This window comes from Tunturiibacter gelidiferens, from assembly GCF_051013345.1.
Lineage (GTDB): Bacteria > Acidobacteriota > Terriglobia > Terriglobales > Acidobacteriaceae > Edaphobacter > Edaphobacter gelidiferens_A.
Genome location: NZ_CP132939.1, coordinates 5,052,015 through 5,066,403, shown reverse-complemented (window position 1 = coordinate 5,066,403; position 14,389 = coordinate 5,052,015). Strand labels below are relative to the sequence as shown.

At 58.4% G+C, this 14,389-nt stretch carries 16 protein-coding genes; 6 read left to right on the top strand and 10 right to left on the bottom strand.

Features of this window, described 5'->3' with window-relative positions; genetic code table 11:
* The first annotated feature begins 1 nt into the window (after window position 1).
* From RBB80_RS25430 to RBB80_RS25420, 3 genes are all read left to right on the top strand, one after another.
* Window positions 2–910 carry a glycine betaine ABC transporter substrate-binding protein gene (locus RBB80_RS25430; protein ID WP_433965081.1) on the top strand — a complete coding sequence of 303 codons (909 nt, stop codon included), beginning with the start codon at window positions 2–4 and terminating at the stop codon, window positions 908–910.
* A 1-nt stretch (window position 911) separates the two neighbouring features.
* Complete coding sequence (locus RBB80_RS25425; protein ID WP_433965080.1) at window positions 912–1,472, top strand: DinB family protein; 561 nt, start codon at window positions 912–914, stop codon at window positions 1,470–1,472.
* A 113-nt stretch (window positions 1,473–1,585) separates the two neighbouring features.
* The gene (locus RBB80_RS25420; RefSeq protein ID WP_433965079.1) at window positions 1,586–2,812 is read left to right on the top strand and encodes a DUF3179 domain-containing (seleno)protein; all 1,227 of its coding nucleotides are present in this window, start codon (window positions 1,586–1,588) and stop codon (window positions 2,810–2,812) included.
* Window position 2,813: 1 nt separating this feature from the next.
* Here the strand turns inward: RBB80_RS25420 and ribA are convergent, their stop codons facing one another.
* Window positions 2,814–3,452: a GTP cyclohydrolase II gene (gene ribA, locus RBB80_RS25415; RefSeq protein WP_433969865.1), complete on the bottom strand. Its 639-nt coding sequence runs from the start codon at window positions 3,450–3,452 to the stop codon at window positions 2,814–2,816.
* 91 nt (window positions 3,453–3,543) lie between these two features.
* Here ribA and RBB80_RS25410 point away from each other — a divergent pair, with 91 nt between their 5' ends.
* The gene (locus RBB80_RS25410) at window positions 3,544–4,947 is read left to right on the top strand and encodes a sensor histidine kinase (RefSeq protein WP_433965078.1); all 1,404 of its coding nucleotides are present in this window, start codon (window positions 3,544–3,546) and stop codon (window positions 4,945–4,947) included.
* On the opposite strand, the gene bshA is transcribed toward RBB80_RS25410, so the two are convergent.
* The 9 genes from bshA to RBB80_RS25365 all read right to left on the bottom strand — a co-directional run bounded on the left by bshA (window position 4,905) and on the right by RBB80_RS25365 (window position 13,377).
* Entirely contained in the window at window positions 4,905–6,056 is a 1,152-nt protein-coding gene (gene bshA / locus RBB80_RS25405; RefSeq protein ID WP_433965077.1) for an N-acetyl-alpha-D-glucosaminyl L-malate synthase BshA, read from the bottom strand. The genes RBB80_RS25410 and bshA overlap by 43 nt on opposite strands.
* Window positions 6,057–6,170: 114 nt before the next feature.
* Entirely contained in the window at window positions 6,171–7,040 is an 870-nt protein-coding gene (locus tag RBB80_RS25400; protein ID WP_433965076.1) for a ChbG/HpnK family deacetylase, read from the bottom strand.
* A gap of 70 nt (window positions 7,041–7,110) precedes the next feature.
* Entirely contained in the window at window positions 7,111–7,422 is a 312-nt protein-coding gene (locus RBB80_RS25395) for a fibronectin type III-like domain-contianing protein (RefSeq protein ID WP_433965075.1), read from the bottom strand.
* 2 nt (window positions 7,423–7,424) lie between these two features.
* A complete protein-coding gene (locus RBB80_RS25390; protein ID WP_433969863.1) occupies window positions 7,425–7,958 on the bottom strand; it encodes a glycoside hydrolase family 3 protein in 534 nt (177 codons plus the stop codon).
* The gene (locus RBB80_RS25385; protein WP_433965074.1) at window positions 7,937–9,160 is read right to left on the bottom strand and encodes a glycoside hydrolase family 3 protein; all 1,224 of its coding nucleotides are present in this window, start codon (window positions 9,158–9,160) and stop codon (window positions 7,937–7,939) included. The genes RBB80_RS25390 and RBB80_RS25385 overlap by 22 nt, the downstream gene beginning before the upstream one ends.
* Window positions 9,161–9,508: 348 nt before the next feature.
* A complete protein-coding gene (locus RBB80_RS25380) occupies window positions 9,509–9,931 on the bottom strand; it encodes a VOC family protein (RefSeq protein ID WP_433965073.1) in 423 nt (140 codons plus the stop codon).
* 53 nt (window positions 9,932–9,984) lie between these two features.
* Window positions 9,985–10,110: a hypothetical protein gene (locus RBB80_RS25375; protein WP_433965072.1), complete on the bottom strand. Its 126-nt coding sequence runs from the start codon at window positions 10,108–10,110 to the stop codon at window positions 9,985–9,987.
* Between the two features lie 131 nt (window positions 10,111–10,241).
* Window positions 10,242–11,651 carry an ATP-binding protein gene (locus RBB80_RS25370; RefSeq protein ID WP_433965071.1) on the bottom strand — a complete coding sequence of 470 codons (1,410 nt, stop codon included), beginning with the start codon at window positions 11,649–11,651 and terminating at the stop codon, window positions 10,242–10,244.
* A gap of 79 nt (window positions 11,652–11,730) precedes the next feature.
* Window positions 11,731–13,377 carry an FAD-dependent oxidoreductase gene (locus RBB80_RS25365; RefSeq protein WP_433965070.1) on the bottom strand — a complete coding sequence of 549 codons (1,647 nt, stop codon included), beginning with the start codon at window positions 13,375–13,377 and terminating at the stop codon, window positions 11,731–11,733.
* Between the two features lie 299 nt (window positions 13,378–13,676).
* Between RBB80_RS25365 and RBB80_RS25360 the strand changes: the two genes are divergently transcribed.
* The gene (locus RBB80_RS25360) at window positions 13,677–14,075 is read left to right on the top strand and encodes a hypothetical protein (RefSeq protein ID WP_433965069.1); all 399 of its coding nucleotides are present in this window, start codon (window positions 13,677–13,679) and stop codon (window positions 14,073–14,075) included.
* The gene (locus tag RBB80_RS25355) at window positions 14,057–14,275 is read left to right on the top strand and encodes a response regulator transcription factor (RefSeq protein WP_433965068.1); all 219 of its coding nucleotides are present in this window, start codon (window positions 14,057–14,059) and stop codon (window positions 14,273–14,275) included. The genes RBB80_RS25360 and RBB80_RS25355 overlap by 19 nt, the downstream gene beginning before the upstream one ends.
* Window positions 14,276–14,389: the final 114 nt, after the last annotated feature.

Here is a 14,389-nt window from a genome sequence, read left to right as displayed (position 1 = left end):
ATTGCATTCTGCGTCGGCTGGCTTCGATGATTCTGTCGTCGTTCCTCGTCGGATTGATAGCCTGCGCCCCCCGAGGTCCTCACGAATTACGATTGGTGCAAAGAACTTCACCGAGCAGGTGGTGCTGGGAGAGATGCTCTCCCAGGAGATCGAAGCTGTGACCGGGGAGCAGGTGGATCGGCGATTTTATCTGGCCGGAAGTTATCTCTGCCAGCAGGCGCTGGTCAGCGGACGCATCGATGGATACGTGGAGTACACGGGGACCGCGTTGACGGCAATTCTGAAGCAGCCACTTCCTCCGGTGGGTCAGCGGGAAGAGGCGACGGTATTTCGTGAGGTCAGCAGACTGTACGCCTCGAAGTACCGAGTAAAGGTCGGCCCCGGTTTGGGCTTCGAGGACACGTTCGCGATGGTAGTGCGCGGCGACGATGCGAAGCGACTGGGCGTAAAGACCATCTCGGACGCCGTGAAGTCTACTCCCGATCCTAGCGGTTGGAGGCTTGGGGTAGGCTACGAGTTTCAATCTCGTCCGGATGGTTTGCGCGGCCTCGAGGCTACCTACGGACTAAAGTTCGCAGGCGACCCTCGAACGATGGATCTAGGACTGCTCTATCGTGCGCTGTCGAGCAATCAAGTCGACATGGTGGCGGGCAACTCAACCGACGGGCCCATACGGGCTCTCGGATTCGTGGTGCTGGAGGATGACAAGCACTACTTTCCGCCGTATGAGGCGGTTCCGTTGATACGGCAAGATTCGCTGCAGCGGCATCCGGGAATTCAGGTCGCGATGGACCGGCTGGCAGGCAAGGTGAGCGCGGACGAGGTGCGCGGTATGAACTATGCGGTGGACTCCGAGCACAGGGATGTGGCAGACGTGGTGAGGGAGTTCCGTAAGTCGAAGGCACTCTGAGTTGGAGGTTATCCGCAGCGCCGACTGTCAGGACTTTCGCAGTCGAGCGACGGGAGGGATGTTGATGGTTGAGCCATGGTTGCGTGGGACGTTGACCGAAATCGACGCAGTGCGGCGACAGGTGCTGCATGCTCTGGAACTGGCCTCGGAGGACGTCGAGCGGTGGTGTGCAGGATTGAGCGATGAGGAGATGAATGCGCGGCCGTTTGGACTGGCTCCGGTAGCGTTTCATCTCCGTCACATCGCGCGAAGCCTCGATCGCCTGTTGACCTATGCGGAGGGTGGGGCTTTATCGGGGGCGCAAATGGATGCGTTGGCCAGTGAGATGGGGGGCGGTGCGTCTGCCGAGGTTATGCTCGCTGAGGTCCGGGCTGCATTGGGTGAGGCACGGCAGCGCGTGTTGATGGTCTCGCAGGGAAGTTATGAAGATCCGCGTGGAGTGGGCCGGGCGCTGTTGCCCAGCACGGTAGGCGGACTGCTTGTTCATTGCGCGGAGCATACGCAACGGCACATCGGACAGGCCGTGATAACCGCGAAGGTCGTGGTGGGAGAGAGGGCGTAGCTGTCTCGTCTTTTGTCATGGCGCCTGCTCATTCAAAAGGTGGAGCGAAAGATACTCCCTTTGCATGGTTGACTGTCTCTATCAGCCCGCGTTGAATCGCTGGGAGGGCGAACATGCCACAGACGCAAGAGATACAAGCAGTACGAAACAAAACCGGATATTTTTTTGCTTTGGCGTCGGTGTGCACCATCATTTCGGCGGCCTGCGTCGCCATTCCGTTGTTTGTCATTCGCCCATTCCGCCCTCAGGGTGCGCGCGAGTTGGAGATCGCTCTGGCCGTTCGTCACGTCGGCCCGTGGCTTGCCGGGGTGTGCGCTGCGGTCGTGCTTCTGATAGTGTTTCGCCTCTGGAAGACCGCTCGGATTGGCACTCGGATCGTACTAATCTGCTTGCTTCTGCTTGCGTTCGCGAGCACATCTTTTACGCATGTCAACATCTTCGAAAAGATGTTTCACCCCTACGATTCGCCCTCTTTCGAGAGCGCAAACGACGCAAAAGTCGACTCCGACGACAGGGTGCTCGCAGTCAAAGTGGGAGACGAAGCACGAGCTTATCCGATACGCACCATGGGTTATCACCACATTGTCAACGACACGATAGGCGGCGTCCCGATCGCTGTGACGTATTGCACGTTATGTCACACGGGGCTGGTGTGGAGTCGGGTCGTCGAACGAAAGCTGCTGCATTTTCGCCTGGCTGGCATCAACAACGGCAACGCTCTCCTGCGGGATGAGCAGACCAGCAGCATCTGGCAGCAGAGCACAGGCGAAGCCATCTTCGGTCCGCTGAAGGGGCAGCAACTCAAGCTCGTTCGGAGCAACGAGTTGACCTTCGCCTTGTGGAAGAGTGAGGAGCCGCATGGGCAGGTATTAAAGTCGGACCCACCCTATGCGGCGGAGTACGACCCGAAAGACTGGGAGAAGCATGTCGAGAAGACAACAACGGTGGTCGACACGACGCGTTCCGGGATTGGACCGCATCGGCTGATGCTGGGAGTCACCGTGGCGGGGCAGAGCAAGGCCTATCCGATTGAGGCGATCCTCGCCGCAAAATTGATTCAGGATCGGGTTGGAGGACTGCCCGTTATCGTGGTGGTCGGGCCTGACGGCGCATCAATCAGGGTGTTCGAAGGAGCGCTCGAGAATAAGCCCGTGATCTTTGCACGAGGTGCAGGTGACCAGGGAATGAGCGATCTCGACACGGGCAGCTTCTGGAACTTCCAGGGTTGCGCCGTAGACGGAAGGCTGACGGGACAGTGCTTAGTGGAGATCGACGCGCACAAGGACTACTGGTTCGACTGGATGAATCATCATCCCGAATCAGCGGTATTCAAGAATTGAGCTAGCTGACGAGGTGGCCCATCTTCTCGCGCTTGGTCTGAAGGTAGCGCTCGTTAGTAGGTTCGCTCGGGACCTTGGCGGAGATGCGCTCAACCACCTTGATGCCGGCAAGCTCCAGGGCTTCCACCTTCTCTGGATTGTTGGTGATAAGCCGAACCTCGGTGATCCCCATCTGCTTGAGGATCTGCGCAGGCAGCTCGAAGTGGCGGCAGTCGGCCTCGTAGCCAAGTTCGAGATTCGCTTCGATGGTGTCGAGGCCCTTATCCTGCAGCTCATACGCGCGCAGTTTCGCCATCAGCCCAATGCCGCGCCCCTCCTGCTGTTCGTAGAGCATAATGCCCCTGCCTTCGTCGGTGATCAGGGCCATGGCGAGTTCGAACTGCTGCCGGCAATCGCACCGCAGGGAGTGGAAGACGTCGCCCGTAAGGCACTGTGAGTGTATCCGCACAATCGGAGGCGCTTCGTGAACATCGCCCATCACCACCGCCACCGCTGCCTCCACGCGCACCGCTGGCGGAGGAATGTTGTCGTTGCAGGCGGCTGGGTTTTCGATCACGCCCTCGAAGCCGAGGATACGGAATTGCCCCCAGCGGGTCGGAAAGTCGGCGTCGGCTACTTTGGTCACACTTGCGAACGGCATCTCTTGATTATACGTTTCCAGCTTCATTACCATTAGACTGCTTAGACCGGCTGTTGGATGCGAAGTTGCATTCGGGGCGTAAAGTAGTGGTGTGACCCAGCCCGATCCCAAGCTGATTTTGATTACGCTGCTGATAGAACTGGGCGTAGCCGCAGCGGTTTCGAGTTCGCTGGCGCGATCGAGCCGCTTCAAAAATCTCCTCCTGTTGCCGCGTCGAACTCCGCGGCAGACGATGTGGCTCGTCATCATCATTTGCGTGCCTCTAACTCTTGGCGTCTGGGTCCGCACCACCGTCCCCAACTTCCTGGCTGCTGATCTCTCCTTCGAAACCACGATCTTATTGGGAATTCTCGTGGGACCACTCGCAGCGATGGCTGGCGGAGCGACGCTCGCAATTCCAGCCGTGCTTCACCATGAGTATTGGGCTCTCCCGGTAAATCTCGCCATTGCCGCGATCGCCGGAGCCTTCGGCCGATTTGCCGACCCGGAGGACGTCTGGTCGTTCTCCCCCATGATCGACCTGAGCATCTACCGCTGGGTCACGCGCAACCTGCGACGGCCGCAGCTCGATCGTCAGATTCTGTTGCTTCTCCTGGTAGCCGGAATGCAGCTCGGGACCAGCGCGCTCTCGCATTACTTCCCGAGACATTTCTTCGAACTGAACTCCAGGGAGTGGTGGGTGCAGTTATTGATCTGCGCCACCGCGCCAATCCTCGTCGGAATCCCACTCAAGATCTGGAATGCGGTTCGCGTCGAAAGGAAGCTGGAGGAGCAGGGAAGGCTGCTGCTCGAGGCTCGGTTGGATGCGTTACAACGACAGATCAACCCACATTTTCTATTCAACACGCTGAATTCGATCACTTCCCTGGTTCGCTCGCAACCCGAGTTGGCGCGAGAGATGATCGTCAAGCTAGCCAATATCCTGCGCGTGCTCTTGAAAGACCGCGAGGCGTTCCTGCCCCTCAGCGAGGAGCTGCGCTTTACCGACGACTATCTGGACATCGAAGTAGTGCGTTTCGGCGACAAGCTGAAGGTCGTCAAGGAGATTGCCGACAACACGCTGGACATCGTGGTGCCCGGAATGCTCCTCCAGCCGCTTATTGAAAACAGCATCAAACACGGCCTCGAGCCGCGAATCAGCGGCGGCACTGTTACGATCCGCAGCCGGATTACGGAAGAAAGAAGGCTGATGGTTGAGGTAGAAGATGATGGCGTCGGGATGGCTCCAGAGCGCATCGAGGTCTCTCTGGTGAGCGGCTTGGTTCGCCCTGGAAATGGCATCGGGGTACGGAACGTACGCGAGCGTATGCAGGTTTTATATGGTGATCTGGCGACCGTCGATATCAACAGCCGTCCGGGTCGAGGGACAAAGGTGACGCTCCTGATGCCGATTCTGGACGCTGGCGCCGAAACCTGGGGACCGATCGGCGGCGCGGCGGGGCAGGCCATCAGTCACATGGTCGAAGACGCGGTTCGCGCAATGACCCGGTCGTAATAATCCTCGTAGAGTGGAATCACTCGAGAGGCGCAAAAGTGATCCTGCGCAGTCTTACGGCCCGCTCGCGCCATAGCGTCGAGACGCGGCTGATCGCTTAGAAGCGAGATCGCGGCGGCGGACATAGAATCGACATCGCCCACATCAAACAGGAGGCCGTTGTGTCCGTCCTGAATAAGCTCTGGAACACCGCCGACGCGGGTACCGATAGTCGGGACGCTGCACGCCATGGCTTCAAGCGCTGCCAGCCCGAACGACTCCATCTCGCTGGGCATCAGCATAAGGTCAGCCAGCGGTAGCAGTTCGTTGACGTTATCCTGCTTCCCGATGAAATGAACCCGGTCCTGCACGTTGTGCTCGCGCGCGAGATATTCGGCGACGCTGCGGTCGGGGCCGTCGCCAATCAACATCAGGCGAGCCGGCATAGCCTTCGCGACGAGGGCAAAGACCTTCACAACATCTTGAATGCGTTTGACTGGCCGAAAGTTGGAGAGATGAACCAGAAGCCGTTCGTTCGGCTCTGCGAAACGCGGACGCATCGCAGCCACTAGATCCGGATCGCGGACATAAACGTCGCAGTTGACGAAGTTGCGAACCACTTCGATCTCGGAAGTGATTGCGAAGGCCTCACGTGTGCGGTCGCGCAGGTAGCTGGAGATGCTGGTGACCCCGTCTGACTGTTCGATGCCAAATCTTGTAATGGGAAGATACGAACGATCCAGCCCAACCAGCGTGATGTCTGTACCGTGAAGCGTCGTAATGAAGGGCAGACGAACACCGCGCGTGGCGAGCATCTGTCGCGCCAGCAACGCGCTCACCGAGTGAGGAATCGCATAGTGAACATGAAGCAGGTCCAGCGAATAAAACTCAGCAACCTCCGCCATTCGAGTCGCCAGCGCGAGATCGTAGGGCGGATGTTCAAACAGCGGATAGTTTGAAACCGCAACCTCGTGGAAGTGAATATTCGACTCACGGCCGCTGAGACGAAAGGGCTGCGAGTAGGTGATGAAATGAATCTCGTGCCCGCGAGCAGCCAGTTCAATGCCAAGCTCAGTAGCCACGACCCCGCTGCCGCCGTAGGTGGGATAACAGGTGATGCCGATTTTCATGATTTTCCCTTACTTTTCGGCTGCATGCATCACTCCTGCTATTGGACGAAGCAATAGTCTCATTGGACTCGGTCCCGTCCGGCGGTCCATCAGCTTTTCGCAAAACAAGCGCCGTTAGGCTACAAGGCCCCCGTAGTTGATGAGCTGGGGCGCGTTTGGTTGCAAAGACCTCGCGGGGAGCTCGGTGAGCAACGAATCTCGCTCTACGTCACGATGAGTGCGAAGCCGAGTGGTGACGCGATCCAGGTCTTCATCGTTGTAGCCGGGGTGGCAGCACAGTTCGAAGGTTCCCTCCGCGGGCAGTGCAATTAGAAGTTCGCGCAAACTTGCAGCATCCAGGTGGCCGGTCGCGGAGATTCCGATGGTCCCGTCCGTGGTGAGCACGCAACCGTCGCGGATCTGCGCCTGGCGCGCGAACGCGCTTTTGAAGCTGCCGAGCAGGTTTACCTGCAAGCGGCGGAGCCGGTTCCCGTGACCAAGTGCAAGGCTCCAGGTCGCTTCGAAGGGATTGCGAATCGCATTGATGGAGCAGCGGTCAGCGACGCGCAAAAGCGGTCGGGTGACAGCCGGAAAGAGATGCGTGTGTTTGTGTGTGTCAAGATGAGTAACCTTGACGCCCGCGGCGTGCAACTTCTTCACCTGGGCAAGCGCCTCCCGTTCAATCTCCGCTTCGCTGATCTTGCCTCGAAGGAGCGCCTGCACGAAATCGACGAGCGAAGGACGAAATGTCTTGCCATCGGCGCCCAGCAGAGTCGGGATACTCTGTGGCGGCGAGACGGGGCTACCATCGGTGAGTGTGACGTGGCAACCAACACCAAGGGCAGGATTGACCCTGGCAAGTGCGACAGCGTCGTCGAATGCTGCACCGGTCGCCATCAGCGTTGCAGAGGTCAGCGACCCAGCCCGGTGAAGCTCCGCGATGGCGCGGTTAACTCCACGAGTCAGACCGAAGTCGTCCGCATTGATGATGAGGCGTGCAGGCATAAGTATTTATCATAATGAACGTCCGAGCGGTCAGCGCCTGACCCACAATCAACAGACTCAGGCGCTGGTCCTACTGAACGTGCAGCGTCGCCTTCAGCGGAGTATCACTAGAGGAGGGGCCTGCCGTTACCTTGTATTCGCCCGGAAGCAGCTGCCATCCGTTCTGATCCGTATTGAAGACCGTTAGCGAGAGCGGATGCAGCGGCAACGTAACCTCCTTCGACTCGCCAGGAGCCAGCTTCACCCGTTGCCATGCTGCAAGCCGCTTGTAGTCCTCCTTCGCAGCCGCAGGCAGCGCAACGTAGACCTCGGCGATCTCGGTGCCCTCATGCGCTCCCGTGTTGCGAACCGTAAAGTGAACCGTGCGCTTGGCATCATCCACAGTCAGGCCCGAGTAAGCGTAGGTGGTGTAAGACAAGCCGAAGCCGAATGGGAAGAGGGTTGCTTGTTGGTCGCCTCAAACCACTTGTAGCCGACCTTAGCGCCCTCTGAGTTGTAGTTCACGTCGAACGGTTGAACCTTATGCTCCTGGTTTGGGCCAGGCGCCACTCCCTCCAGACCAGGCACCACTGGATGCGGCAACTGTGCCTCGTCTTTTGCGAACGTGACTGGCAGCTTGCCCGAAGGATTCACCTCGCCAAAGAGAATGTTTGCCAGCGCCTGCGCGCCGCCAATGCCTGGGTACCACACCTCGACCACGCCCTTCACATGTTGAACCCATGGCATACTCACCGGTCCGCCGTTCTCAATAACGACGATGGTATTCGGATTCGCTGCTGCAACCGCCTCGACCAGAGCATCCTGATTGTCAGGCAGCGACAGAGTGACCGCATCCATCCCCTCCTGCATCGGCTGGTTCACAAAGACAATGGCAATAGCAGAAGACTTCGCGAGCTTCACGGCCGCCGCAATGTCCAGGCCATCCGCGTACCGAACTGACGCCTGAGGCGAGTGCGCCTGAATGTTCTTGAGCGGAGAAGAGGGAAGTAGACATGCTCGGTCCAGCCGGATCCGCCAGCCTTCGGATCGGCAGCATTGCCGCCCGGCGCATCAACCTGGGCCGAGCCGCCTCCCGAGAGAACACCCACATCCGCATGCGAACCGATAATCGCAATCGAGTTCGAAGCCGCGGCTTTCAGCGGGAGAATATGATCCGCGTTCTTCAGCAGCACGATGCTCTCTTCTGCAATATGCTGCGCGTCATCTCGTCCTCGGAACGGATCGACGACCGTACGAACCGGCGGATCATCCACCACGCCCGCTGCAAACATGCTGCGCAGAATGCGATGAACCATGTCGTCGAGCCGAGTCATGGGGACCTGTCCGCCTTCAACAGCCGTCTTCAAAGGAGCATTAAAGTAGTTGTCGTCACCAGGCATCTCCTGGTCCATCCCGTTCAGCGCTGCTTTGACGGTGCTATGGGTCGCACCCCAATCCGAAACCACCCAGCCCTTGAACTTGAAATCCTTCTTCAAAACTTCATTGAGAAGATAATCGTTCTCGCACGTATGGTCGCCCTCATAAAGGTTGTAAGAGCACATCACCGCCGACGGCTCCGCGATCGCAATCGACACTTCGAAGGCAAGCATATCCGACTCGCGCAAAGCCTTCTTATCGAGCAGCGCATTGACCACAGTCCGTCCCGTCTCCTGATCATTTAACGCATAGTGCTTGATGTCGCTCATCACATGCTGGGAGAAGACACCCTTCTCGAGATTGCCCGTCATTGTGCCAGCGAGGATCGGGTCTTCTCCGGCGTACTCAAAGTTGCGGCCGTTACGTGGCTCGCGCGTGATATTCACCCCGCCGCCGATCGACATATTCGTGCCCCACGCGCGAAGCTCGCGCCCAATCACGGAGCCATAAAGAAAAGCCGACTCCGGATCCCAGCTGGACGCAGCGCCAAGCGTGGAAGGAAGCAACGTCGCATAGCGGGACTGATATGCCGCCATGCGAGCGCCGACAGCGGAGTCCGCAAGATCGATCCCTGGAATACCAAGCCGCTCAATACCCGCCATATACCCCGCGGCGAAGTTCGACTTCGCCGGAACCGGGTCGCCTGCGCGCAGAACACCCCAACCCGTTCCGTGAACCATCTGAATTTTTTCGTCGAGAGTCATCTGCCCGAGCACCAGCCCGGCGCGCTCATCGGGGAGAGAGCCTTATTCATCCACGGCATCTTCGAGACATCGGGTGGGGTCTGGGCCGGGGCTGCCGGAGAGCGAAACGAGACCACTGTGACCAAAACGAAGAGCGACAAAACTCTAAACCGCTGAAAAAATGACATCCATGCTCCTTCAAGCTGAGTGCGACCGGCTCCCAATAACAGACAATCGCGTGTTTACTGACCGTTAGAGAGTCTATATGAACTAAAACGTTATAGGTAAGGGTTTTCGCGTTTTCGGCCGGGCTATCTCATGCTGGTCAAACAGAAGCTTCTCAGTGTTTCGCCCGAAGCTTTCCGGTGATCACTTCGCAAAGAGTTGTCCAATGTCCGCGAATGCCTTGAACTCAAGCGCATTGCCTGCAGGGTCGAGAAAGAACATCGTAGCCTGCTCGCCCACCTCGCCCTTGAAGCGGATGTACGGCTCAATCACAAACGTGACCCCCGCACGCCGAAGCCGCTCGGCAAGGGTCTCCCACGTCTCCATCGGAAGCACCACGCCGAAGTGAGGGACAGGGACGTCATGTCCGTCGACGGGGTTCCGGTGAGCCTTGCCATTCGACGAGCCGGGCTTCAGATGCGCCACGATCTGGTGGCCGAAGAGATCGAAGTCGATCCAGTGCGACGAACTGCGACCCTCCGCACAGCCAAGGGTCGTTCCATAAAAACTGCGAGCAGCGTCGAGGTCGTCGACTGGAAAGGCGATGTGAAAAGGTGTCAGCGGCAAAGTGGTCTCCTGCAACGATCATACGACTCGAGCAGACCACCCGTCGCACGCGACTAGCCGCGATGGAATCCCCGGTCGTAGCCAGGAGTGGTGTGAAACTTGCGGTCATGCTGCGGATGATAGCCGAAGCCGTTGTAAGAGACGCGCGCACCGTCCTCGTTGCCCGAGCGAAACCCCACCTGATCGGCCCTTGCGATCAGCGGAGGTACGCTGTTCGCGCGCAACCATCAGCGGAGCGCACGTTCGGAGGGGTAAACGCTGCTTAGGAAGAAATATTGCCGTTGTCGAAGGATCTTAGCGTCGTGGACGTTTATTCGTTATCGCTTGGCAGGCGCACAACAAACTCCGTATTGCCGGGTTCGGAACTGAAGCGAATCACCCCATGGTACTGGTCGACGATGCGCTGCACGATGCCCAGGCCGATCCCTGTTCCGACGCCTACGGGCTTGGTTGTGTAGAAGGGATCGAAGATGTGTTCCTGGCTCTCCAGCGGAATGCCCGAGCCGTTGTCGCTCACACTGATGCAGAGATCCATGTGCGGGTTCTTCGTGTCCGCCTTTGAACTCTCCGCCCAGGTATGCACGCTGATCCGTCCATGTTGCGGCACAGCGTCGATCGCATTGTCCAGCAGATTCGTCCAGATCTGATTCAGTCCAGTGCACTCGCTATGCAGCGGAGGAAGATCCGTGGCGAAATTCTTTTCGAGCACAATCTCCTTCTCGCGCAGCTTATGCCCGAGAATGATCAGCGTCGCGTGAATGCTGTTGTTGATGTCGATCGTCTGCTTCTGGCCCTTGCCTTCATAGGCGTAAGACTTGACCGCATGCACCAGGTCCGTAACTCGCCCGATGCTCTCTTCGATGGTGCCCACCAACTGCATGCTCGAAGCCATCGCCTCCAGCCATCCCAGAGCCTCTCCGAGTAATGGCCCGTCGAAGTCGTTCTTCACGCGTTCGAGCTCCGCGGCGGTCATGCCGATCGAAACCAGCGTGGGAGCCATCTTCCACGCGTTTTCGATGTTGGCCGACTCCATCCACTCCGCCAACGCCTCCTCGGCATCGCTCTGGTCCAGCGAGTTCATCATCAACGGCTGTTTCAACGCAAGCGCCTGCTTCTGCATGTCGAACATGCAATGCTTCTGCTCTTTGGAGAGATCGCGTTCTTTGAACTTGAGAGAGAGCTCATGCATTCGCATCAGGTTGTCGCGCAGTTGAGAGGCGGCGCGGCGCGCAGCAGATCCGGGATTGTTCAACTCATGCATCAATCCCGCAGCCAGCGTCCCCAGCGACGCCATCTTCTCCTGTTGCACGGTCGTACTCTGCAGTTTTTGAAACCGATAGGCCATGTTGCCCAGAATCGCTTTACGAACCTCTGGGCAGCTTGTCATCAAACCCCAGAACTGCTCTTCGTCGAGTTCCAAAAGGTGACTTGGCGCCACCGCTTCCACACTGCCCGAGTTAGGAACATTCGTTAGCAGCGCCATCTCCCCAAAGGTGCTGCCCGCCTCAATCTTGGCCAGAGTAAGGTTGTTTTGTTCGGCAGTCTTCTGATGCACGCGAAGCTCGCCGTCGAGCAATATCCAAAAGCAGTGCGCCAACTCACCCTGCCGCGTGATGACTTCGCCTGTATCGACGTGGAAGTCCCGCACGCCGTCAAGACAATGCAGCTGGTCGTCTCGCAACGATGACAAAGTGGGGACCTTGCGCAAAAGCGCAATCATATCCTCATTGACTTTTTCCACGACGTGACTTTGGACGATTTGGGTTTGTTCGCTCATCGGGTTATTGGTTGGGTGCCTTTCAAAGCGTAGCTAAATACTGATGCACAAATTGAATTGCGATCGAACCTTCGCCGACCGCCGAGGCGCATCGTTTGACCGAGTTGAATCGTACATCGCCCGCGACAAAGATGCCCGGAACACTCGTCTCCAGCAAATAAGGGTCGCGCTCCAGCTTCCACGACTTGGGTGACTGCGCCTTCAGGTCGGGACCGGCAAGAATGAATCCCTTGCTGTCACGACAGAGCTCCGCCGGCATCCAGTCCGTCTTCGGCGCCGCGCCGATAAAGATAAACAGGGAACTGGCCTGTCGAGCCTCTTCTCCGCGAGGTGTCTTTAGCGTGAGGCACTCCAGGTGACCCTCTCCACCCATCCCAACCACCTCGGTACCAGTCTCGACCGTGATGTTCGGGGTCGCCTCAATCTGGTCGATCAGGTACTTCGACATACTGTTTTCGAGCGACTTCCCGCGGACCAGCATGTGAACATGATCGGCATAGCGGGAGAAATGCATAGCCGCCTGGCCGGCAGAGTTCGCCCCGCCAACAATGTAGACCGCCTCTTCCTTGCACGACATCGCTTCGGTCAGCGCCGCGCCGTAGTAAACCCCAGCTCCGCTCAGCTTGTCGGCCCCGGGCACATCGAGCTTGCAGTAGTCGACGCCCGTAGCCAGCAGACAAACGTGGCACGTGACCTCCTGCCCGTCGGCCATCGTCAGAATGCGGTACTGATTCTCCGTGCGGATGCAGGAGACCTTCTGCGTAAGGAATTCAGCTCCGAGCCGATTCGCCTGGAGGAAAGCTCGTTTCGCCAGCTCCTCGCCACTGAGTCCTTCGGGAAAGCCCAGGTAGTTCTCAATCTTCGAGCTGGAGCCGGCTTGTCCGCCAGGAGCCGCCGCCTCGATGACCAGCGTACGCAGGCCCTCAGAGGCCCCATACACGCCAGCCGCGAGGCCCGCAGGACCCGCGCCTACCACAACCACGTCGTAGAACTCCTGCTGCGCTTGGGTCCGAAGGCCGACCTTATTGGCCATCTCCGTCGAAGTCGGCTGCACCAGGGCAGTGCCATCTCCAAATAGGATGACCGGCAGTTTGGTATCGTCGATACCCTTCTCCTTCAGCAGCGCCAGCGCATCCGGATTCGTCTCCGGGTTCAACCACTGGTAGGGAATGCGGTTGCGCGAAAGAAAGTCACGAACTGCATGGTCCATCGCCGACCAACGCACCCCCACGACTCGGATTCCCTCAAACGGAGGCCTGTACCCCTCCTTCCAGCTTCCAAGCAGGTCGTCCAGCACCGGATAGAGCTTCTCTTCCGGAGGATCCCAGGGTTTATTCAGGTAGTAGTGGATCTTGGCTGAGTTGATCGCACGAATCGCCGCTTCCGTGTCGGCATAGGCCGTCAGCAAAACCCGTTTAGCGTTGGGATAGATGCACAGAGCCTGCTGAAGAAAATCAACCCCGGTCATCCCGGGCATACGCTGGTCGGAGAGAAACAGCGCCACCGTGTCTTTTCTTTCCTTTAGCTGGTGGCAGATATCCAGGGCAGCCGCGCCGGAGGCGGCACGGACGATGCGATAGTCCTGACCGTAGTGACGGCGCAGGTCCTGAACCACAGCTTCCAGTACGCTGGTGTCGTCATCGATAGCTAGCAAAATAGGCTTAGGCATATCCCTTTATACTTCGTTGACGAGCTTTGAGACACTCCACGTATGATTCGATTGTGGTTAATGCTCGCAGGGTTCAGAAAGTTACTTGCCTGGAGGGTAGAGTTTCTACCTCCAAAGCGGCATCGACAGCCCAAGTTGTCCGAATTGTAGACATTGCCTCTTCTCCGCTGCAATCCACCGATAAGGGAATAGCCAGAGGGAATTGCGGGTCGTTTGCGCCCGGCAGGAGATTACGACACTTATGAATCGAATTATTCTCGCTGATAACCAGGCAATCTTCCGCGCAGGCGCAGCCGAGAATGCTGTCGCTCGAGGAAGACATGCGAATCGTCGCCCAGTGCGAGGACGCGCCGAAGCTTTTGATCGCAGTCGACGGGCTGCGCGGATCGGTCGTACTCCTCTCCTCCAGTCTGCGTCTCGAGCTGAAGGATCTACTCGCTCGCACCCAGGCGGCAGGCAGCCGGACCGTTCTGATTGCCGAGAACGCCGAACTCGTACCCGAAGAGATCGCCGTGCTCTTCGACGGGCTTCTCCACCGCAACGTCGCCGGCAGCGTGTTGGTCGACTGCATCCGCAGAGTCGCTCGCGGCCAGCGCTTCGTGCAGCGCGCCAACGTCACCACCATGCAAAGCTCCGACAGCGTCGGTACGCGCGTACGCGACCGGTTAACCCTAAGGAGATGCAAATCGTGGCGCTGATCGTTCAGGGTTGCAAGAACAAAGACATAGCCCAACAGCTCGGCACCAAAGAGCAGGTCATCAAGAACTATCTCCGCAGCATCTACGACAAGTCAGGCGTCTCCGACCGCCTCGAACTGGCCCTATTCACCATCCACCACCGCGTCCTGGCCGAAGCCGCAGCCAAGGCCGGACACCTCATCCAGATGAAGTCCGCCTGAAGACATGTCCTGCCGGACGGGCCTCCTGCGCGGAGGGCGGTCACTTCGTGACTTGTCTACCTTGTGAGTAATGTCCTCCCGTTGGTCGGAAAAAGATCACGCCGACCAACGGGA

Bases quoted from the DNA above. Each gene is read 5' to 3' on its own strand.
- RBB80_RS25365 (WP_433965070.1), bottom strand. From the start codon at position 13,377: ATGCCTAAGCCTATTTTGCTAGCTATCGATGACGACACCAGCGTACTG.
- bshA (WP_433965077.1), bottom strand. From the start codon at position 6,056: ATGAAAATCGGCATCACCTGTTATCCCACCTACGGCGGCAGCGGGGTC.
- RBB80_RS25360 (WP_433965069.1), top strand. From the start codon at position 13,677: ATGCTGTCGCTCGAGGAAGACATGCGAATCGTCGCCCAGTGCGAGGAC.
- ribA (WP_433969865.1), bottom strand. From the start codon at position 3,452: ATGCCGTTCGCAAGTGTGACCAAAGTAGCCGACGCCGACTTTCCGACC.
- RBB80_RS25385 (WP_433965074.1), bottom strand. From the start codon at position 9,160: ATGACTCTCGACGAAAAAATTCAGATGGTTCACGGAACGGGTTGGGGT.
- RBB80_RS25370 (WP_433965071.1), bottom strand. From the start codon at position 11,651: ATGATTGCGCTTTTGCGCAAGGTCCCCACTTTGTCATCGTTGCGAGAC.
- RBB80_RS25355 (WP_433965068.1), top strand. From the start codon at position 14,057: ATGCAAATCGTGGCGCTGATCGTTCAGGGTTGCAAGAACAAAGACATA.
- RBB80_RS25400 (WP_433965076.1), bottom strand. From the start codon at position 7,040: ATGCCTGCACGCCTCATCATCAATGCGGACGACTTCGGTCTGACTCGT.
- RBB80_RS25420 (WP_433965079.1), top strand. From the start codon at position 1,586: ATGCCACAGACGCAAGAGATACAAGCAGTACGAAACAAAACCGGATAT.